17 protein-coding genes and 1 riboswitch are annotated in these 19,293 nt (G+C 72.9%); of the genes, 7 read left to right on the top strand and 10 right to left on the bottom strand.

Annotated features, from left to right (window positions below; translation table 11 throughout):
- Positions 1-10 precede the first annotated feature (10 nt).
- Genes IG62_RS0116570 through cobG form a run of 3 tightly spaced genes read right to left on the bottom strand, consistent with a single transcriptional unit; the run spans position 11 to position 3,638 of the window.
- A complete protein-coding gene (locus IG62_RS0116570) occupies positions 11-1,597 on the bottom strand; it encodes a precorrin-2 C(20)-methyltransferase (protein WP_030802749.1) in 1,587 nt (528 codons plus the stop codon).
- Positions 1,594-2,226: a precorrin-8X methylmutase gene (locus IG62_RS0116565; RefSeq protein WP_030802746.1), complete on the bottom strand. Its 633-nt coding sequence runs from the start codon at positions 2,224-2,226 to the stop codon at positions 1,594-1,596. The genes IG62_RS0116570 and IG62_RS0116565 overlap by 4 nt, the downstream gene beginning before the upstream one ends.
- Positions 2,223-3,638, bottom strand: coding sequence for a precorrin-3B synthase (cobG, locus tag IG62_RS0116560; RefSeq protein WP_051798147.1), 1,416 nt, complete (start codon positions 3,636-3,638; stop codon positions 2,223-2,225). Before cobG ends, IG62_RS0116565 begins: the two co-directional genes overlap by 4 nt.
- Before the next feature lie 203 nt (positions 3,639-3,841).
- Positions 3,842-3,970, top strand: a riboswitch (cobalamin riboswitch).
- Between the two features lie 36 nt (positions 3,971-4,006).
- Between cobG and cobN the strand changes: the two genes are divergently transcribed.
- The gene (gene cobN / locus IG62_RS0116555; protein WP_051798143.1) at positions 4,007-7,657 is read left to right on the top strand and encodes a cobaltochelatase subunit CobN; all 3,651 of its coding nucleotides are present in this window, start codon (positions 4,007-4,009) and stop codon (positions 7,655-7,657) included.
- Positions 7,658-7,697: 40 nt separating this feature from the next.
- Here cobN and IG62_RS0116550 read toward each other — a convergent pair whose 3' ends face one another.
- Complete coding sequence (locus tag IG62_RS0116550) at positions 7,698-8,465, bottom strand: DUF4097 family beta strand repeat-containing protein (protein WP_037838459.1); 768 nt, start codon at positions 8,463-8,465, stop codon at positions 7,698-7,700.
- A gap of 216 nt (positions 8,466-8,681) precedes the next feature.
- Here IG62_RS0116550 and IG62_RS0116545 point away from each other — a divergent pair, with 216 nt between their 5' ends.
- Positions 8,682-8,954 carry a DUF1876 domain-containing protein gene (locus tag IG62_RS0116545; protein WP_199812482.1) on the top strand — a complete coding sequence of 91 codons (273 nt, stop codon included), beginning with the start codon at positions 8,682-8,684 and terminating at the stop codon, positions 8,952-8,954.
- A 184-nt stretch (positions 8,955-9,138) separates the two neighbouring features.
- Here the strand turns inward: IG62_RS0116545 and IG62_RS0116540 are convergent, their stop codons facing one another.
- The 3 genes from IG62_RS0116540 to IG62_RS41950 all read right to left on the bottom strand — a co-directional run bounded on the left by IG62_RS0116540 (position 9,139) and on the right by IG62_RS41950 (position 11,869).
- Positions 9,139-10,470: an LCP family protein gene (locus IG62_RS0116540; protein WP_078872043.1), complete on the bottom strand. Its 1,332-nt coding sequence runs from the start codon at positions 10,468-10,470 to the stop codon at positions 9,139-9,141.
- Between the two features lie 426 nt (positions 10,471-10,896).
- A complete protein-coding gene (locus IG62_RS0116535; protein ID WP_234326566.1) occupies positions 10,897-11,145 on the bottom strand; it encodes a hypothetical protein in 249 nt (82 codons plus the stop codon).
- Between the two features lie 139 nt (positions 11,146-11,284).
- Entirely contained in the window at positions 11,285-11,869 is a 585-nt protein-coding gene (locus IG62_RS41950; protein WP_078872042.1) for a BlaI/MecI/CopY family transcriptional regulator, read from the bottom strand.
- Between the two features lie 585 nt (positions 11,870-12,454).
- On the opposite strand from IG62_RS41950, the gene IG62_RS0116525 reads away from it, so the two are divergent.
- From IG62_RS0116525 to IG62_RS0116515, 3 genes are all read left to right on the top strand, one after another.
- Positions 12,455-12,691, top strand: a complete 237-nt coding sequence (locus IG62_RS0116525; protein WP_234326565.1) for a hypothetical protein — start codon at positions 12,455-12,457, stop codon at positions 12,689-12,691.
- Entirely contained in the window at positions 12,688-13,104 is a 417-nt protein-coding gene (locus IG62_RS0116520; protein ID WP_030802709.1) for a DUF5994 family protein, read from the top strand. Before IG62_RS0116525 ends, IG62_RS0116520 begins: the two co-directional genes overlap by 4 nt.
- A 411-nt stretch (positions 13,105-13,515) precedes the next feature.
- Complete coding sequence (locus tag IG62_RS0116515) at positions 13,516-14,076, top strand: DUF6344 domain-containing protein (RefSeq protein ID WP_030802706.1); 561 nt, start codon at positions 13,516-13,518, stop codon at positions 14,074-14,076.
- 273 nt (positions 14,077-14,349) lie between these two features.
- On the opposite strand, the gene IG62_RS0116510 is transcribed toward IG62_RS0116515, so the two are convergent.
- From IG62_RS0116510 to fabI, 3 genes are read right to left on the bottom strand one after another with little or no spacing between them, the layout of a single operon-like run.
- A complete protein-coding gene (locus IG62_RS0116510; RefSeq protein WP_030802703.1) occupies positions 14,350-15,885 on the bottom strand; it encodes a class I adenylate-forming enzyme family protein in 1,536 nt (511 codons plus the stop codon).
- Positions 15,882-16,475 (bottom strand): MaoC family dehydratase, encoded by a 594-nt coding sequence (locus IG62_RS0116505; protein ID WP_078872041.1) that lies wholly within the window; start codon positions 16,473-16,475, stop codon positions 15,882-15,884. The genes IG62_RS0116510 and IG62_RS0116505 overlap by 4 nt, the downstream gene beginning before the upstream one ends.
- A 6-nt stretch (positions 16,476-16,481) precedes the next feature.
- Positions 16,482-17,252, bottom strand: a complete 771-nt coding sequence (fabI, locus tag IG62_RS0116500; protein ID WP_030802697.1) for an enoyl-ACP reductase FabI — start codon at positions 17,250-17,252, stop codon at positions 16,482-16,484.
- 366 nt (positions 17,253-17,618) lie between these two features.
- Between fabI and IG62_RS0116495 the strand changes: the two genes are divergently transcribed.
- Entirely contained in the window at positions 17,619-17,873 is a 255-nt protein-coding gene (locus IG62_RS0116495; protein WP_030802694.1) for an acyl carrier protein, read from the top strand.
- 679 nt (positions 17,874-18,552) lie between these two features.
- Positions 18,553-19,050: a 4'-phosphopantetheinyl transferase superfamily protein gene (locus tag IG62_RS0116490; RefSeq protein ID WP_030802691.1), complete on the top strand. Its 498-nt coding sequence runs from the start codon at positions 18,553-18,555 to the stop codon at positions 19,048-19,050.
- Positions 19,051-19,293: the final 243 nt, after the last annotated feature.

Below are 19,293 nucleotides of genomic sequence, written 5' to 3'. Positions count from 1 at the left end.
CCCCTGCGTGCTACTTCTCCGGATACCGCCGCGGTGTCCAGACGATCTCCGTGCCGTCGTCGCGCCGTACCTTCTGGGTCTGGGACGAGCCGATGATCAGGAGGGTGCGCATGTCGACCTGGGCGGGGTCGAGGTCGGCGAGGGGGACGGTGCGGACGGATTCCTCGGGGCCGCCGATGTCGCGGGCGAGGATGACCGGGGTGTCCGGGGCGCGGTGTTCCAGGAGGAGTTCGCGGGCCTTGCCCACCTGCCAGGTGCGGCTGCGGGAGCCGGGGTTGTAGAGGGCGAGGGCCAGGTCGGCGGAGGCGGCGGCGTGGAGGCGTTCGGCGATGACCTCCCACGGCTTGAGGCGGTCGGAGAGGGAGATGACCGCGTAGTCGTGGCCGAGCGGGGCGCCGGCGCGGGCGGCGGCCGCGTTGGCGGCGGTGACGCCGGGGAGGACGCGGACTGGGATCGAGCGGTACGGGTCCTGGGAGGCCACTTCGAGGACGGCTGTCGCCATGGCGAAGATGCCCGGGTCGCCGCCGGAGACCACGGCCACCCGGCGGCCGCGTCGGGCCAGATCCAGGGCGAGTTCGGCGCGTTCGGACTCGACCTTGTTGTCGGAGGCGTGGCGGCGCTGGCCGGGGCGTGCCGGGACGCGGTCCAGGTAGGTGGTGTAGCCGACCAGGTCCTCGGCGGCGGCGAGGGCGCCGCGGGACTCGGGGGTGAGCCAGAGGGGGCCCGCCGGGCCGGTGCCTACGACGACCACTTCGCCCACTTCACCCACCTCGCTCGCCCCCCGTTCGGCCGCCGGGGCCTCGGGCGGCTCCGGTGCCGACTGGGCCGCGATGCGGCTGGGGATGACCGTGACGGAGAAGTAGGGGACCGTGTCGGAGTCGATCGAGGCGAGTTCGGCGGTGCGCTCGCCCGCCATCGTCGCGCGTTCGACGTAGTGCGCCTCGGGGAGGCGGCCGGCGCGTTCCATGGCGCGGCGGACGGTCGGGAAGGTGCGGCCCAGTTTCATGACCACGGCGGTGTCGGTCGAGGCCAGCCGGGCGATCAGCTCCTCCTCGGGCAGCGTGCCGGGGAGGATCGTCAGGACCTCGTCGGCCTCCGCGAGCGGCTTGCCCAGGCGGGCCGCGGCGGCGCTGATCGAGGTGACGCCGGGGATCACCTCGGTCGGGTAACGGTGCGCGAGCCGCTTGTGCATGTGCTGGTAGGAGCCGTAGAAGAGTGGGTCGCCCTCGGAGATGACCGCCACCGTGCGGCCGGCGTCGAGGTGCGCGGCCAGGCGCTCCGCGGCCTCCTCGTAGAACTCGTCGAGCGCGCCGCGGTAGCCGCCGGGATGGTCGGTCGACTCGGTGGTGACCGGGTAGACCAGCGCCTCCTCGATGTGGTCGGCGCGCAGGTGCCGTTCCGCTATGGAGCGCGCGATCGAGCGGCCGTGGCGGGCGCTGTGGTAGGCGATGACGTCGGCCTCGGCGATGACCTCGACGGCTCGTACGGTCATCAGGGACGGGTCGCCGGGGCCGAGGCCCACGCCGTAGAGACGGCCGGTGGTCCCGGTGCGGGCGCCGGAGCCGGTGCCGGTTTCCTGCTGCTCGCTCACGCTCACTCTTCCTCGCTAGCAAGGGCGTTGAGGGCGGCCGCGGCCATGGCGCTGCCACCGCGCCGTCCGCGCACCACGATGTGGTCCAGCTCCGACGGATGGGCGATGAGGGCGTCCTTGGACTCCGCCGCGCCGATGAAGCCGACGGGTATGCCGATCACGGCGGCCGGGCGGGGAGCGCCCTCCTCGATCATTTCGAGGAACCGGAAGAGGGCGGTCGGGGCGTTGCCGAACGCGACGACGGCGCCCTCCATGCGGTCCCGCCACAGTTCCAGCGCCGCGGCGCTGCGGGTGGTGCCCATACGGGCGGCCAGGTCCGGCACTGCGGGGTCGGCCAGCGTGCAGAGCACCTCGTTGCCGGCCGGCAGCCGCTTGCGGGTGACGCCGCTGGCGACCATGTTGGCGTCGCAGAGGATCGGCGCGCCGTCGCGCAGCGCCTTGCGGGCGGCGGTCACCACACCGGGGGTGAAGGCCAGATCGCGTACGAGGTCGACCATGCCGCAGGCGTGGATCATCCGGACCGCGACCCGGCTGACATCGGCGGGCAGGCCGGAGAGGTCCGCCTCGGCGCGGATGGTGGCGAAGGACTGGCGGTAGATCTCCGCACCGTCCTTCTCGTAGTCGAACGCGGTCACTCTGGCCTCGTTTCTGGCGTTCCTGGTGTTGCGGGTGGTGCTGTCGGTGCGGTCGGTGTTGCTGTCGCTGGCGGCGTCGGCCGCGATGCGTCCGGGGCGACGACCGTGACCCGGTACCCCGCCTCCGTCGCCAGTACGTCGATCCAGGTCCCGTGCGGGTGCCCGCAGCGGCGTTCGCAGCCGGACCAGTAGAGGGGGGCTGCCTCCGGTACGGGGGTGGATACGGGGAGGCCCGGCGGCAGAGGTACGCCCGCCTCGACCGCCGCCGTCACGTCCGCGCGGACGTCCGTAAGGGACTTGGCGCAGCCCGGTCGGCCGGTGCAGGCACCGATGCGGTGCCAGGGGGAGGAGGGGTCCGTGACGAGGCCGGCGGCGGCCAGTTCGCGGAGGCGGGGCGCGGCCGCGGCGGCCGGCAGGCCGGGGACGACGATGCCGCGCCACGGGGTGAGGCGGAGTTCGCCGGACCCCTCGTCGGCCGCGAGGGTGGCGAGCAGCCGCCACTGGGCCACCGACAGCCTGCCGAGCGGCGCCAGTACGGACAGCGCGCGGCGGCCGTCGCGGCCCTCGATGATGCCGGGGGCGGAGGAGTCCGCGTGGCGGACCACCGGCTCGGCCACCCGCACCCCGTCCGGTACGTACGACGCCTCGATCCCCGCCGCGCGCAGTCCCTCCGCCACGTCCCGCGCCGACAGTGCGTGGCCGTCCGGGAGTTCGCGCACCCGCCAGGCGCCGGTGTCGCCGGCCGCCGCGGCGGTCAGGAACGTCTCGGCGGCGGCCAGTGCCGCGCGCGGTGCGTCCGGGCCGGCGATCCGCAGCGCCGCCGGGTCGTCGCCGACCCGCAGCAGCGCCCCGCCGCCGGTCACCCCGTCACCCGTGCTGCCCGATTCTGCGACCAAGGTCACATCGCCGCCGAGCGCCGCCACATCGCCCCGCCCGTCGTCCAGGACGAACAGGAAACGGCCGGACAGCGCGGTCGCGGAGTCGCTCGCGCACAGCAGCTCGTCCAGCCGGCGGGCCCACCACCGCACGTCAGCAGGGGTGTTCATGTCCAGCCCGGCCAGCGGGGAGGCGAGGATGTTGCGGATGCGTTCGTGGCGTTCGGACGGCAGCAGGCCGGCGTCGTGCAGCAGCTCGGCGAGGTGGCCGCCGCAGCCGTCCGGCAGGCCGCGCAGCTCGACGTTGCCGCGCGAGGTCAGGGACAGCCGGCCGTCGCCGAGCAGGTCCGCCGCATCGGCCAGCGCCTGGGCCTGATGGCCCGTCAAGTCCCCGGCGGGGATGCGTACTCGGGCGAGATGGCCGTCGGCGGCCGGATGCAGCCGCAGGGCTCCCGGGCAGGCGTCACCGCGGGCCCGTACGGGCGGTTCGGCCCGTCGGGGCCGTGGTGAGGGGGAGGGCGGCATGGCGGCGAGCATACCTACGACGGTGCGCGACCGATCCGGGGCGGATCCGGCCATGAAACGGACGAATCCGGCCACCGCGGCATGGGCCCCGTAGGCCCGCGTCCCGGGCGTACGGAAGCCCCCGCCCGCGGCGGCGCCCCGCCCCCGCCAAGGCCCGCTTACCTCCGCCGCCCGCAGCCCTTACTATGCAGGTCGGCGGGTCGGCTGACCCGTCGGACGCCAGCGACGGCGCCGGGCCCTCGGGCCCGAGGGAGGAAGCCCGGTGAGAATCCGGCGCGGTCCCGCCACTGTGAACCCGGCCGGTGCCGGGTGAGTCAGGAACTCCCGCCGTCCTTACGACCACCCGGGGCGCGGACACCCCGAGGAAGGCCAGCGCTCGCATGCTGCATTCGTCCGGGGACCACCCCGCGGCCCCCCGAATCCTGCTGCTGTCGACCTCCGACACCGACCTGCTCAGTGCCCGCGCGGCCACCGGCCCGGTGGCGTACCGGCTCGCCAACCCCGCCCGCCTCGACGTCTCCGGGCTGCCCGACCTGCTCGACGGCACCGACCTCGTCGTCGTACGCCTCCTCGGCGGCATCCGTGCCTGGCAGGAGGGCCTCGACCTGCTGCTCGCCGAGGGCCAGCACCGGCCGGTGGTCGTCCTCACCGGCGAACAGGCCCCGGACGCCCAGCTCATGGAGCAGTCCACGGTCCCGGTCGGCATCGCGGCCGAGGCGCACGCCTACCTGGCGCACGGCGGCCCCGGCAACCTCGAACAGCTCGCCCGCTTCCTCTCCGACACCGTGCTGCTCACCGGCCACGGATTCGAACCGCCCGAGCCCGCCCCGACCTGGGGCCACCTGGAGCGCCCGGCCGTCGACGGCACCGGCCCGGTCGTGGCCGTGCTCTACTACCGCGCCCACCACATGAGCGGCAACACCGCCTTCGTGCACGAACTGTGCGCGCAGATCGAGACGGCCGGCGGCCGCCCGCTCCCCCTCTACGTCGCCTCGCTGCGCGCCCCCGAGCCCGAACTCATCGACGCGCTGCGGACCACCGACGCCATCGTCACCACCGTCCTCGCCGCCGGCGGCACCAAGCCCGCCGAGGCCGGCGCCGGCGGCGACGACGAGTCCTGGGACGCCGGCGCGCTGGCCGCCCTCGACGTCCCGATCCTCCAGGCGCTGTGCCTGACCGGGCCGCGCAGCGCCTGGGAGGAGAACGACGAGGGACTCTCGCCGCTCGACGCGGCCTCGCAGATCGCCGTGCCCGAGTTCGACGGCCGGCTGATCACCGTCCCGTTCTCCTTCAAGGAGGTCGACGAGGACGGCCTCCCGGTCTACGTCGCCGACCCCGAGCGCGCCGCCCGGGTCGCCGGCATCGCCGTGCGCCACGCCCGGCTGCGCCACCTCCCCAACGCCGAGAAGCGCCTCGCGCTGGTGCTCTCCGCCTACCCCACCAAGCACTCCCGCATCGGCAACGCCGTCGGACTGGACACCCCGGCCTCCGCCGTCGAACTGCTGCGGCGGCTGCGCGCGGACGGCTACGACTTCGGCGACGAGAGTGCCGAGCCGGTGCCCGGCCTCGAATCCGGCGACGGCGACGAGCTGATCTACGCCCTCATCGAGGCCGGCGGCCACGACCAGGAGTGGCTCACCGAGGAACAGCTGGCCCGCAACCCCGTCCGCATCCCGGCCGCCGACTACAAGCGCTGGTACGCCACCCTCCCGGAGGAGCTGCGCACTTCGGTGGAGGAGCACTGGGGGCCGCCGCCGGGCGAGATGTTCGTGGACCGCACCCACAACGCCGACGGCGACATCGTGCTCGCCGCGCTGCGCCGCGGCAATCTGCTGGTCCTCATCCAGCCGCCGCGCGGCTTCGGCGAGAACCCGATCGCGATCTACCACGACCCCGATCTGCCGCCCTCCCACCACTACCTCGCCGCCTACCGCTGGATCGCCGCGTCCCGCGAGGACGGGGGCTTCGGCGCGGACGCCATGGTCCACCTCGGCAAGCACGGCAACCTGGAGTGGCTGCCCGGCAAGAACGCCGGCCTGTCCGCCGCCTGCGGCCCGGACGCCGCCCTCGGCGACCTCCCGCTCGTCTACCCCTTCCTGGTCAACGACCCCGGCGAGGGCACCCAGGCCAAGCGCCGGGTGCACGCCACCCTCGTCGACCACCTCGTCCCGCCGATGGCCCGCGCCGACTCCTACGGCGACATCGCGCGCCTGGAGCAGCTGCTCGACGAGTACGCGCAGATCTCTTCCATGGACCCGGCCAAGCTGCCCGCCATCCGCGCCCAGATCTGGACGCTGATCCAGGCCGCCAGGCTCGACCACGACCTCGGTCTGGAGGAGCGCCCGGACGACGACGGCTTCGACGACTTCCTGCTGCACGTCGACGGCTGGCTGTGCGAGGTCAAGGACGCCCAGATCCGCGACGGTCTGCACGTCCTGGGCGCCGCGCCGTCCGGCGAGGCCCGGGTCAACCTCGTCCTGGCCATCCTCCGCGCCCGTCAGATCTGGGGCGGTACCTCCGCCCTGCCCGGCCTGCGCGAGGCCCTCGGACTCGACGAGTCCGCCGCGACCCGCACCACCGCCGACGACGCCGAGGCCCGGGCCCGCGCCTTGGTCCAGGCGATGGAGGACGCCGGCTGGGACCCGGCCGCGGTGCCCGGCGTGGCCGCCGGCCACGGCCCGCAGGTCGCCGACATCCTCGACTTCGCCGCCCGCCAGGTCGTCCCGCGGCTGGCCGCCACCACCGACGAGATCGACCACGCCGTACACGCCCTGAACGGCGGTTTCGTCCCGGCCGGCCCGTCCGGCTCGCCGCTGCGCGGGCTGGTCAACGTGCTGCCGACCGGCCGCAACTTCTACTCCGTCGACCCCAAGGCCGTCCCCTCCCGGCTCGCCTGGGAGACCGGTCAGGCCCTCGCCGACTCCCTGCTGGAGCGCTACCGCACGGACAACGGCGACTGGCCGCAGTCCGTCGGCCTGTCCCTGTGGGGCACCAGCGCCATGCGCACCAGCGGCGACGACGTGGCCGAGGCCCTGGCCCTGCTCGGTGTCCGCCCCGTATGGGACGACGCGTCCCGCCGTGTCACCGGCCTCGAAGCCGTCCCGCTCGCCGAACTCGGCCGCCCCCGCATCGACGTCACACTGCGCATCTCCGGTTTCTTCCGCGATGCGTTCCCGCACGTCACGGGCCTGCTGGACGACGCGGTGCGGCTCGCCGCCGGCCTGGACGAACCGGCCGAGGACAACTTCGTCCGCGCCCACACCCAGGCCGACCTGGCCGCCCACGGCGACGAACGGCGCGCCACCACCCGCATCTTCGGCTCCCGCCCCGGCACCTACGGCGCCGGCCTGCTCCAGCTGATCGACTCCCGCGACTGGCGCACCGACGCCGACCTCGCCGAGGTCTACACCGTCTGGGGCGGCTACGCCTACGGCCGCGGCCTGGAGGGGCGCCCGGCCCGGGACGAGATGGAGGCCGCGTACAAGCGGATCGCGGTCGCCGCCAAGAACACCGACACCCGCGAACACGACATCGCCGACTCGGACGACTACTTCCAGTACCACGGCGGCATGGTGGCGACGGTGAAGGCGCTGCGCGGCGGCCAGGCCCCGGCCGCGTACATCGGCGACTCCACCCGTCCCGAGACCGTCCGCACCCGCACGCTGGTCGAGGAGACCTCCCGGGTCTTCCGCGCCCGGGTGGTCAACCCCCGCTGGATCGAGGCGATGCGCCGCCACGGCTACAAGGGCGCCTTCGAACTCGCCGCCACCGTGGACTACCTGTTCGGCTACGACGCCACCACGGGCGTGGTCGCCGACTGGATGTACGACAAGCTCGCCCAGACCTACGTCCTCGACGCCGAGAACCGCGCCTTCCTCCAGGACGCCAACCCCTGGGCCCTGCACGGCATCGCCGAACGCCTCCTGGAAGCGGAGTCCCGCGGCATGTGGGAGAAGCCGGACGCGGAGACCCTGGCCGCGCTGCGGGACGTCTTCCTGGAGACCGAGGGCGAGCTGGAGGGCGAGGAGTAGCGTTCCCGGGTGCCCGGCCGGCCGGCCGGGCACCGGCCGGTCACGCCGCCTTCGCGGTGATGTCCCCGTTCGAGGTGGTCAGGATCAGCCGGTAGCGGCCCGACGGGTCGTCGGTCAGGCCGATGTGCTTCGCGCCGTTGCTGGTGGACGCGGAGAGGTCATAGCGGCCCTTCGGCATCCGTACGGTGACCGAGCCGTTGGAGGTCTTCGCGCGGACGTCCTGCGGCCGGGCCGGGGTCAGGTCGATCGCGCCGTTGGACGTCTCGGCGGTGATGTGCCCGCCGGACAGGCCGCGTCCGGTGATCGCACCGTTGCTGGTCCGCACGTCGACCGGGCCGGTGACGCCGTCGAGATCGACGGCCCCGGAACTGGTGCTCACCTTCACCGCGCCCACCCGGCTCAGGTGCACCGCCCCGTTCGAGGTCTCCCCGCTGACCGGGATGCCCGCCGGAAGCTCGATCGTGTACGTCACCGAGCAGGCGTCGCCGCAGCCGCCGAGCACCAGCACACCGTCCTCGACCCGGTACGTCGCCCCCTCCGGGCGGTCGTCGTGGTACTCCACCGAGCGGTGCAGCGAAACCGCGTCCCCGTGTTTGCCGCCGCCCTCGCCGCCGCGGACCGTGACGCCGCCCGAGTCGGAGTCCAGGCGGACGGCCGTGATCTTCTTCGACACCACGGCGTCGTCCTCGAACGTCTCCCCGGGCAGCAGACCGCAGGCGCTGATCCCGCACACCCCGACGACGGCCGCCGCGGTGGCCGCCAAGGTGCGGCGGGGGAGGCGGGCGCGGTGGTGGTGGCGGTGATGCATGAAATCCCCCGGGGTGAACGGCAGTTGGTGGTCGGTACAGGCGGGCCGCCGGACGGCCGCGAGGAAAGAGACTAAGGCGGCGGCGGGGGCACGGACCATGGGGAAAACCCGAGAGTGGGGGTGCGGAAAGCTGCAGGTGCGGCCCGCGGGCCCCGGTGCGAGGATTTTCGTGGGGGCGGTACATGTGCTGCGTACGGGCGGATGAGGAGGCTTCCGGTGAGTGCCACGAAGACATGGAACACCGAGATCAGCATCACCGAGACCGGCAGCGAGGTCCGGGCGGAGGCCAGGCTGCGCGGCAAGGAAGGCGGCCAGATGGTCGGCCAGGGCTCGGCGCGGTGCAACCCCGCGGACGAGAACGTCCCGGCCATCGGCGACGAGTTGGCCGTGGCCCGCGCGATGTCGGACCTCAGCCACCAGCTGCTGCAGCGGGCGGCACACGACATCGAGGTGCACACCGCCCGGCCGGTGGAGCGGCTGCAGGCGTGAGGAACACGCAGGGCTGAAGCGCAGGGCTGAGGGGCACAGCTGAGGCGCAGGCCTGGGCGAAGGCGCAGGTGAAGGTGAGACCCGGACCCGCTGTGCTGCTGGTGGCACGGCGTGCCGTCCGGGCGCGTACGGATGCGTCCGGCGGGTGTACGGGGGCGCAGGCACGCCCCCGCCCGCCGCGTGGCTAGCTGCCCATCAACGCCGTGAAGTCCGGGCCGATGGTCAGCGTCACCGCGCCCGCTGCCGCATCGGCGGACCGGCTCGGCTTCAGGCCCGGGAGGCGGGCGGCGAGGACCTCGCTCTGCGGCTGGAGGGAGCCCGAGTAGGTGAGCGTGGTCCGGTCCGTCGCCGGGGCGTTGCCGGTGCCGATGACCGTGAAGCCGAGCCGCCGCAGCTGCTCCGCGGCGGTGGCGGCCTGGCCGGAGGTGCCGGTGCCGTTGAGGACGCGTACCCGCACGGAGCGCGCGGTCATCGGGTTCTTGGCGGCCTCGGCGAACTTCGCCTTGCCGGCCGCGCCGATCTCGCGGTCATGGGCGAGGTCGCTGAACAACTCGCCGGCCTGCGGGTACTGCCAGATCACATTGGCGTGGTCGGTGGGGACGTCGGCCTCGCGGTAGTAGTTGGGCACGGTCAGGAAGGTGAGGCGGTCGCTGGGGATGTCCTTGACCGTCGAGGCCAGGTCGTAGAGCTGCTTGAGCCCGGCCAGGTCGTTGTCGGTGGTGAGGGATTTGGTCGCCGAGTCGAGGAAGTCGTAGAGCTCGCCCGGGCTGGTCAGCTTGGACTGTGCCTTCGCGGCCAGCGCCTTCATGAACTCCTGCTGGCGGCCGATCCGCCCGAGGTCGGAGCCGTCGCCGACGCTGTAGCGGGTGCGGACGTAGCCGAGCGCCTTCTCGTCCTGGACGTTCTGGCAGCCAGCGTCCATGTCCAGGTGCGCCTTCTTGTCGTGGATGGCGTGCTTGGGGCAGACCTCGATGCCGCCGAGCGCGTTGACCATGCCCTTGAAGCCCTGGAAGTCGATCGAGGTGAAGTGGTCGATCCGCAGCCCGGTGTTCTTCTCGACGGTCTTGATGGTGCAGGCCGCGGCCTTGGTGACGCTTCCGCCGTCGCCGCCGATCGAGAACGCCTCGTTGATCTTGAAGTGGTGCACGGAGGACTTCGAGCCGTTGCTGCGGGTGCAGGCGGGGATCTGCACCCATGAGTCTCGGGGGAAGGACACCGCGGTGGCCCACTTATGGTTGGCCGCGATGTGCAGCACCATCAGGGTGTCCGACTGCATGGTGGTCAGGCCCTTGCCGTATTTGGCGTTGGCGCCGGCCCGGCTGTCGGACCCGACGACCAGGATGTTCTTGGAGCCGGGGCTGAGGTTGACCGGCCGCTTGCCGTCCACGCCGATGTCCACGCCGTGGATGTTGCCGTCCAGGTGCTGGTAGACCCACGCCCCGACCCCGGCCGTGCCGAGGATTAGGACGCCGAGCACACCACCGGTCCAGGCCACGATCCGGCCGCGGCGGGTCATCCGGACCTTCCCTTCCGACGCGTTCCTCCGGCCCGACGGCTTCGCCCTGCCCGCCCTGCGGGAACCACCGGAGCGGCGGCCTGGCCCGTCGGGGGAGGAGCGGGGTGTGGCGTCGGGGGTCGCGTCGTCGTCCCATCGGGCCGTCTGCTGGTGCGGCTGCCTGTCGTGCACGCGGATGGCCCTTCTGGCTCTTCTGGTCGCGCCGGACCCGCCGGGTAAGCCGTTCCTGCCGGGAAAGCTCGTCCTGCCGGTCCTGCTGCTGGTTCTGCTGGTCTGGGGATGGTGCTGGTCGAACTGCTCATGTCCGGCGCATTCGGTACGAGGAGTGCGCCGGTCTGCTGATGCAGATGGTTAGGGCGGCCCGAAGGTTGCACAGGACGCCAAAGTCGCGGCCCGGCGCGGCCGGGCCGGTGCGGAGGCGGCGGGTCAGATGCCCGCGCTGGGCAACAGCCGGACGGACTCCGGGTCGTAGGGGCACCAGCGGGGGCCGTCGCCGCCGGGCAGCGTACGCAGCCGGCACCACACCTCGCCGGCGGCATCCGTCCACCAGCCGCTGATCCGGCCCAAGACCCAGGTATCGTCCGGGAGTTGGACCTCCACCGGCTGGTAGACCCACCGCACCTCCGCCTCGGGCGGCGGGCGGTCCCGGCTCAGGAGTCCGCACCTCGTCGCCATCGCCCCCTCCGGACAAGCCTGTTGCGCATATGTGCGGGCAACTCTACCGGCAAGTTCTACATGGGTGTAGAAGAACGCCGATGCGGAGGGACGGGAGCAGACCGGACGGACTGGATCAGAACAGACCGGACGGACCGGATCAGAAGAGTCTGCGCTTCGTCCGGTGGGTCGGGCCGGGGGCGTCGCCCGTGGCCACGTCCCGGCCGGGGGTGTCGTCCGTGGGCGCGTCCTGGCCGGGGGAGTCGTCCGTGGCGCGGTCGAGGAGGGTGCGCAGCAATTGCTCCTCGTGGGGCGAGAGGGTGGAGACGAAGCTGGTGAGGACCGCGTCCCGGTCCGGTTCGCCGTCCAGGACGCGGCGCATCCGCAGCGCGGCGAGCCCGGCCTCGTCGGCGGCCGGGGTCCACACGTAGGCGCGGCCGGAGCGCTCGCGGGAGACGGCCTGCTTGGCGTGCAGCCGCGACAGGATCGTCATCACGGTCGTGTACGCGAGGTCGCCGCCGATTCGTTCCCGCACCCAGGCGGCGGTGACCGGCCCCGGTGCGTGCTGCAGGGCGGCCAGCACCTGGGACTCCAGCTGACCCTGCCCGCGCCGGCGGCCGTGCTCCCGCCCCGCCGAGCCGAGGTCCCCGCGTCCCGGTTTCCCGCGACCTGGACCCCCGGGCCCCGGATCCCCGTGGCCGGCTCCCCCGGCGCCGGGCGCCGTGCCGAAGGGCTTCTCGCCCATGCCGCCGCCTCCCATCGCGCGGGGCCCCGCAGGCCGGGACGCCGGGGCATCTTGGACACCGGCACCCGCCGACGCCTGAGGTGCGCCGAGGCCGTACGGAAGTAAAATCTACAGGCTTGTAGAAGTCGGTGTAGAAGGCGGCATGGAAGTCGACGTCGAAGTCGACGTCGAAGTTGGCGTCGAAGTTGGCGGACCACGGCCGCCGGCCGCCGGCCGCCGGCCGCCAGCCGTCGGCCGCCGGCCGTTGGCAGGCTTGGGCAAGGGCCGGTCGGCAGGCGGCCCGGTCGGTCCCGTTACCGAGCGCACAGGGCCCTTCACCTGCTACGGAGGGATGCGCCGGGCCCGTGCGGGGTACCGTAAAAGCACCAAGGGACTCGGGGACCCACAACACCGGGCGCACCAGGATCGGCCGCGATCCACCGACCGTCTGTGGGACCCGGATGATCGTCTGCCGGACACGGACCGATTGCCGGACACCGAGCGGTTGCCGGACACCGATCGGTCGCCGTACAGAGATCGTCCGCCGCGCACAGACCGTCCGCCGTCCGCCGATCTGCCGCGGTTCGCCCGAGTGAGGTGAGCACCATGCAGACTCTGTTGACCGTGGTCGTACTGCTGGCGCTGATCGCGCTGGGAGCGCTGCTCATCGCCCGGGTGAATGCCCAGCAGGCCGGACGGATGGCCACCCACCGGCACGCGGACCGGATGCAGTCGATGCGGCAGCGGATCCGCAGGCGCCAGCGCGACGGCGCCGGGCCGGGACCACTGGCCGGCCCACCACCCTCCCCACCGCCCTCCGGCAAGACGGGTGGCGACCTGTGACGACCGCCGGGCAGCACCACGCCCCGCCGCCCGTCGCCCGGGTCGCCATCGCCCCGCACAGCGAGACGGTCCGGCGCATCGACGGTGTCTGGTGGCCGCATTCGACCGATCTGCTGGCCGAACTCCCGGCGCTGCTGATGGCGTTGCCCTTCGACTGGCCGCGGATCACCCACGCCACCGTCAACGGCGATGCCTGGCCCGCCCTGCCGGCCCGGATCATCGTCGACGGGCACGTCGTCCGCCTGCGCCGGACCACCGGCCACCACGGCCCGGACACCCTCTGCCTCGTCTCCACCGGCCACGGCCGCTGGGACCTGCTGATCATCCCGCCCGCCACCCCCGAACCCGAGGCCGTCCGCATGATGGCCGAGATGGCCCGCACGGGAGCGCTGCACCCGGTCACCCCGGCCTGAACCCCGGCCCACTCCGCCTGCGGGCCCCTGCCCCGGCCTGCTCCGGCCTGCTCCGGCCTGCCCGAGCTGCGCCGACCTGTATCGACCTCTGCCCCGCCCCTGCCCCGCCCCCTGCTTCGACCGGCCTGGATCGCGGGCCGGGCACGGCTGCCCCGACCCGCCATAACCCGGGAGTCCGCGGCGCGCACCCGCGGCAGCTACTGCGTACGGGTGGTGTTCATCGGAAGAACGCCGACCCGGGGGCGTCGGTCCGTGAATCCTCCCATTGCGTACTCATCATAAGAAAACGCAACAGAAGCGGCGCAACGTAAGCGATGCGAGCGGAGCGGTGCAACTGCGGCGGTGCAACCGAAGTACAGAGGGAAGCAAGCGGATCTCCACTACGGAGATCCTGATGGGAAGTGAGGAGCCATGGCTGCGAACAAGGTCATGACGTTCTGGGCGATGTGCCTTGCCGTGCTCGGCAAGTTGCTGGCATCGCTGGGTGTCTCCGCGCCGGCATCGGCGGCGCGCCGGGAGGCCGCGCTCTACGAGCGGACGCTGGGCAAGACGGACGCGGGTACCGAGCCGCGGGGCGCGGACGGCCCGGGCCCGGATACCCCGGCACCAGGGACACCCGTCGCGGCGGCACCCGCTGCCCCGACACAGCGGGCGGAGACGCCCGCCTTGGAGACACCGGTCGTCGAGGGGCCCACGGTGCCGGCGCCGCGCACGGTGACGCGGTACGGCCAGACCGCCGCACCCGCCCTGCCGATGCTTACCCGGCCCGAGCTGCCGCCCACCATCAAGCAGCGCATCCACGCCGAGGCGCACGGTGCCTCTCCCGGTCTGCGCAGCCGCTGCATCCGCGGCACCGAGCCGCTGCCCACCGCCACCGCCGGGGCCGCACCGCAGACCCCCGACACCGTGAACCCGCGCCCCGCGGTCATCCCGGCGGCCCGTCGCCGTGCGCACACCGCCCGTACGGTCTGAGCCCGGCGGCAGGTCTTCGCGATCATTTCCACCGGCCAGGCCCGCCGGCCCTGACACGGGCGGGACGGCGCGTGACAGCTCCGCGTCGCCGAGACGAGCCGAGCCGAACCGAGCCGAGACAAGAGCAAGCCAAGGCAAGAAGAGCAAGCCAAGGCAAGACGAGGCAAGACGAGACGCAGAGGCACCGCTGCAGCACGATGTGCGGTGCAACGCACCATCCCTAGCTGAACAAGAACAACCTGCAACCCCAAAAGACTTGAGAATCCATCCCCCTCAGGACCCCAGCCCCAGCTGAGCACGCAACGCACGCGTGTCCGGCTTTCCGTTGGCGGTGAGGGGGAAGTGGTCGACGACATGGACCGCGTTGGGCTGTTCGTACTCCGCGAGGTGCTCGGCGAGGCGCCGGCGCCAGGTGAGCGGGGCACCGCCCTCCGGGTCCGCGACGACGAAGTGCAGTGCGCTACCGCGGCGTTGGTCTTCCACCGCCAGGACCTTGACCGGGCGGCCGCAGGCCTCGGCACGGCGCTCCAGGCTCTCGGGGTAGAGCGTGAAGCCCAGCCGGTGCACGGCCTGATTGCGGCCCGCCACCCGTACGGTGCCGTCGGCGTCGACGCTGCCGAGATCGGCCGTCGGGTACCAGGCGGCCGGGTCGACGGGACTGAGTGAGCCGTCCTCGCGGAGGTAGCCGGCCATCAGGCCGGGGGAGCGCACCTCGATGCCGCCGAGTTCGCCGGGCGCGGCAACGGTGCCGTCCGGGCGCAGCACGCGGAGCCGTATGCCGGGCAGTGGGTGCCCGCAGCCGTGCGGTGAGTCCGGTGTGGCCAGTGCGACGTTGCCGAGTTCCGTCAGGCCGTAGCCGTCCAGCAACGGGCGGCCCATTGTCGTGCGGAAGGACTCGGCCAGGGGCGCCGGGAGGGGCGCGCCGCCCACACCCCAGACGCGGACGCCGGCGAGACCGGCGCGTACTTCCGGGCGGCGGCGGACGACGCCGAGCAGCGAGTGGTAGGTGGACGGTGCGGCGTCCACGGCGGTGGCGCCGTGCGCGGCGGCCTGGCCGACCGCCGCGTCGAGCCGCTGGTACGGGGTGACCAGCAGGGTGCAACGGGCCAGCCACCACAGCAGGATGACGGAGAGTCCGTACTGGTGCGAGAAGGGCAGCAGCGGCGCGAGGACGTCGTCCGCGCGGTAGCCCATGGCACGGATGGTGCGCAGCGAGTTGTCGAGGACGGCGTGGCCGGGTTTGACGATGCCCTTGGGGCGTCCCGTGGTGCCCGAGGACCACAGGACGAGCGCGTCGGGGCGGCGGAACCAGGCGTCGAGGGGGTCGGCCCCGGGGGCCAGGGGCGCCAGGGCGGACGCCGACGCGGACGCGGATACGGATGAGGGCGGGGGTGGGGGGACGGGGGCGAGGTGCGGGTAGTGGACGATGCGGTGGTCGGGGATGCCGGGGAAGCCGGTGGTGCGGTCCGCGGCGGTGACGAGCCAGCGGGCCCGGGCCTGGCGGGCGGCCGCGGCGGCGTCGGCGGCGGAGAGCCGGTGGTCGAGCGGGACGAGTGAGGTGTCCAGCCGCATCAGGGCCAGCAGCGTGACGACGTAGTCGATGCTGTTGTCGCCCTGGACCAGGACCCGGTCACCGGCGCGGATGCCGAGCCCGTGCAGCGCGTGCGCGGTGGCCGCCAGCCGGTGCCCGAGCGCCGGTCCGTCGAGGGCGCCGGCGGCGTCGGGCGGGTTCTGGGTGCCGCCGCGCGGGGCCGCGGTGCCGTCGACGAGCCGGGCGGCGGCGACCGGAGGGGCGATGGTGTCGGTCATGGGTGCTCCGATCCCGTGGGGGCGAGGGGGCGGCACAGCAGGGTGGAGGTGGTGGTGGCCACCCACAGGCCGTCCGCGTCGTGGAAGGCGCAGTCGAGGGTGAGGAGCCGACGGCCGGCGAGGTGCGTGACGTCGGTGAGGCGGACGGTCGCGTGGAGGACGTCGCCGGCGTGGGCGGGGCGGGCTTGCCGCAGGCTCTGGGCGCGGTGCACGGCACCGTCGAGACCGGGTATGTCCGGCCGGGCGCACAGCAGTTGGTCCTCGGCGTGCGCCGCGAGGGTGACGAGGTAGGTGGGCGGGGCGAGCGTGTCGGGGTGGCCGAGAGCGCGGGCGGCGACCGGGTCCGTGTAGGCGGGGTGCGGGTCGCCGACCGCGGCGGCGAACCCGGCGATCCGCGCCCGGTCGAGCACGTACGGGCCGCAGCGGAGGCCATCCGGTGCCCGGCCGGTGGTGCGGATACCGCCGTCGGGCCTGGTAGGCCCGGCCCCGCCACCTGAGCCAATGCCGGGGACGGTGCCGGTGCTGCCTGGGCGGGTGCCGGTGTCGGGCGCCGGACGGTCGGCCGGCCCGGAGGTCGCTCTGACCGCCATCGTGCGTCAGTCGCCGATCATGTGGTGGCCGCCGTCCGCGTGGACGATCTCGCCGGTGGTGGCGGGCAGCCAGTCCGAGAGCAGGGCCAGGCAGGTACGGGCCACCGGTTCCGCGTCCTGCGGGTCCCAGCCCAGCGGGGCCCGCGCCGACCAGCTCTTCTCGAAGGACGGGCCGTCGCCGCCGATGCCCCGGGCGGCCAGGGTGCGCAGCGGACCGGCCGCGACAAGGTTGGCGCGTATGCCGTGGCCGCCGAGGTCCCGCGCCAGATAGCGGGAACAGGCCTCCAGCCCCGCCTTGGCGACGCCCATCCAGTCGTAGCCGGGCCAGGCCCGCGAGGCGTCGAAATCCACGCCGACGACGGAGGCGCCCGGGCGCAGTAGTGGCCGGCAGGCCATGGTGAGCGCCACCAGGGAGTACGTGGAGGTGTGCAGCGCGGCGGACACATCGCGCCACGGGGCGGTCAGGAAGCCGCCGTCCAGGCAGGCGGCGGGGGCGTGGGCGACCGAGTGCAGTACGCCGTCGAGTCCGTCCAGATGGGCGCCGACCCGGTCGGCGAGCGTGCTGAGCTGGGCTTCGTCGGTGACGTCCAGTTCCACGACAGGCGGTTCCACCGGCAGCCGCCGGGCGAGCCGGGACACCAGACTCGGCCGCCCGTACGCGGTGAGGACGATCTTGGCGCCCTCTTCCTGGGCGAGCCGGGCCACCGCGTAGGCGATCGAGCTTTCGGTGATCACACCGGTGATCACCAGCTGTTTTCCGTCGAGCAGACCGCTCATGCGGTGCCTCCGTCTGACTCGTCCTCGACTTCAGAGTCACCGGACAAAACTCAACACCAATGTCCGGCCTTGGTCTTGATAGGTCGTCATTGACAACCTATCCGACCTCCAGTTGACTGGAATAGTCAAGCATAGTCAAAACAGTGACTCTTGGGTCACGTATGCGCGCCGGCGCGGCCGCACTCCGTCACTTCGCGTGGGCGGCAGTGCGGGCGCCGTGCATTCGGCCGTGCATCCGGCCGTGCGCCCGGCCACCCACCCGGGCCGTACTCGGGCCACGCTCGGGCCGTACGCCCGGCACCCGTGCGGCCGTCCATCCGGCCGAAGGCCCATGCCCCGCCCGTGTCCGACAGAGAGGTGATCGTCATGACCGTTCCACCCAGAGAAGAGATCGTTGCTCAGCTCGCAGAGATCCTGCACGAGGTGGCCGGCGTCGTACCGGCCGAGGTGACCGAAGAGAAGTCGCTGGTCGAGGAGTTGGACGTGGACTCCCTGGCCATGGCCGAGGTGATCGTGGTCGCCGAGGAGCGCTTCGGGATCGCACTGCCCGAAGAGGAAATGAAGGACATGCGTAGAGTTTTGGACATTGTGCTCCGGGTCGAGAAGCAGCTGGCGTCCTGAGGCCCGCCCGGAACGCGTACGCCACGCGGTCCCCTGGGCCGGCGCGCGCTCCTGCCGGCGTGCGGTCCCGCCCGGCAGGAGCGCGCCGCTGTCGCCCTGGGCGGCGGCGAATGTGAATATCGGTCAGGCGCCACAACTGGCAACGCACACACGGCAGTTGCGGCTACCTCGCAGGTCAAGGCCCTGCGCGAGCCGCCCCCGGTCGGCCTGGCCGGAGCAGGGCCGGGGAGCGCCCGGCATCGCCACCTCGGCCACAAACTTGGCGAAATCTGGTAATGCCGATGAGTAAACCAGAGTTGATTTTCGGTCGTCGCTTGTTGACGCAGGCATAGACCAGGGTTACCTTGAGGATCTCCGAACGGTAAATCAAATCGACTCAGTGCACTGCTTTCTCGGATGTCATCCATCCGTAGAAAGGAGACATGGTGCGAGGGGATGTATGCGGGGGGACGAGCCTTTCTGTGACACGCACCCGAGCGGCCATTCGCTCATACCCGCCGACCCCGGTGGCACGTCCAACGTGCCTGGTGACGAGGGTATTTGGCACCCGGATCGCACCGACGAATTAGCCGACGGCGCATTACACATATTCTGGTCGGACGGCGAAGACATTCGCCAACCCCACTGTTTGACAGAATTTCTCGGCCGGTTACTCGAGTGTTCTCCGCGGGATATTCCGGTGACCCACGACGGGTTCGGCCGCCCGGTGTCCGCCGCGCCCCCGGCCGCGGCCGGCTGGCCTCCGGGCACGCGTCTCTGCCTCGGCATCGCCACCGACCCCGGGCGCCAGTTCCTCGCCGTGTCCAGGGACCTCCCGGTGGCGCTCTCCGTCCACACCGTGCCGCGCGGCCCGGTAGGCGAACTGCTGCTGCCCTTCACCTCGTTGGAGCGCCGTTACGTCCAGGAGGCCCCGGAGGACCGGCGGGCCCACCGGCTGGCCCAGCTGTGGACCCGTAAGGAGGCGGCCCTGCGGCTGACCGGCCGCGGCGGGCTGGCCCTCGCCGACGAGATCGACGCGCTGAGCGAGGCGCGCGACGGCAAGGTCGTCATCCCGGCGTCCCTGGCCCACCCCGGCGGCATCGCCTACGTACGCGACCTCCCCACCGGCCCCCGCACGGTCGCCTCCGCAGCCACCCTCGCCCCGGCCTCCGGCCTACGCGTTTGGCGCCTGCGCTGACTTCCCACGTACCCGTCTCTCCCGCCGTTCCGCTGCGCTTGGCGGCGCGCCGCACGTGGCTGTCTGTCCCGCCGTCGGGGTTGTTCGCCGTTGCGCGCTTTGCGGCGCCCCGCACGTAGCCGTCTGCTGCGTCGCGGGGCTTGGTCGCCGTTGCGCTTTGCGGCGCCCCGCACGTACTTGGCCGTCCCGCCGCGGTTGTTGTTCGCCGTTGCGCCTGCGGCGGGCTGGGTTTGTGGTGGGTGC

Source organism: Streptomyces sp. NRRL S-337, assembly GCF_000720175.1.
Taxonomy (GTDB): Bacteria; Actinomycetota; Actinomycetes; order Streptomycetales; family Streptomycetaceae; genus Streptomyces; species Streptomyces siderophoricus.
This window is presented reverse-complemented; position numbering and strand designations above follow the sequence as displayed.

What these genes read in the sequence shown, in the direction of transcription:
- cobG (WP_051798147.1), bottom strand. Translation starts at nt 3,638, where the DNA reads ATGCTCGCCGCCATGCCGCCCTCCCCCTCACCACGGCCCCGACGGGCC.
- cobN (WP_051798143.1), top strand. Translation starts at nt 4,007, where the DNA reads ATGCTGCATTCGTCCGGGGACCACCCCGCGGCCCCCCGAATCCTGCTG.
- IG62_RS0116550 (WP_037838459.1), bottom strand. Translation starts at nt 8,465, where the DNA reads ATGCATCACCGCCACCACCACCGCGCCCGCCTCCCCCGCCGCACCTTG.
- IG62_RS0116540 (WP_078872043.1), bottom strand. Translation starts at nt 10,470, where the DNA reads ATGACCCGCCGCGGCCGGATCGTGGCCTGGACCGGTGGTGTGCTCGGC.
- IG62_RS0116535 (WP_234326566.1), bottom strand. Translation starts at nt 11,145, where the DNA reads ATGGCGACGAGGTGCGGACTCCTGAGCCGGGACCGCCCGCCGCCCGAG.
- IG62_RS41950 (WP_078872042.1), bottom strand. Translation starts at nt 11,869, where the DNA reads ATGGGCGAGAAGCCCTTCGGCACGGCGCCCGGCGCCGGGGGAGCCGGC.
- IG62_RS0116525 (WP_234326565.1), top strand. Translation starts at nt 12,455, where the DNA reads ATGCAGACTCTGTTGACCGTGGTCGTACTGCTGGCGCTGATCGCGCTG.
- IG62_RS0116515 (WP_030802706.1), top strand. Translation starts at nt 13,516, where the DNA reads ATGGCTGCGAACAAGGTCATGACGTTCTGGGCGATGTGCCTTGCCGTG.
- IG62_RS0116510 (WP_030802703.1), bottom strand. Translation starts at nt 15,885, where the DNA reads ATGACCGACACCATCGCCCCTCCGGTCGCCGCCGCCCGGCTCGTCGAC.
- IG62_RS0116505 (WP_078872041.1), bottom strand. Translation starts at nt 16,475, where the DNA reads ATGGCGGTCAGAGCGACCTCCGGGCCGGCCGACCGTCCGGCGCCCGAC.
- fabI (WP_030802697.1), bottom strand. Translation starts at nt 17,252, where the DNA reads ATGAGCGGTCTGCTCGACGGAAAACAGCTGGTGATCACCGGTGTGATC.
- IG62_RS0116495 (WP_030802694.1), top strand. Translation starts at nt 17,619, where the DNA reads ATGACCGTTCCACCCAGAGAAGAGATCGTTGCTCAGCTCGCAGAGATC.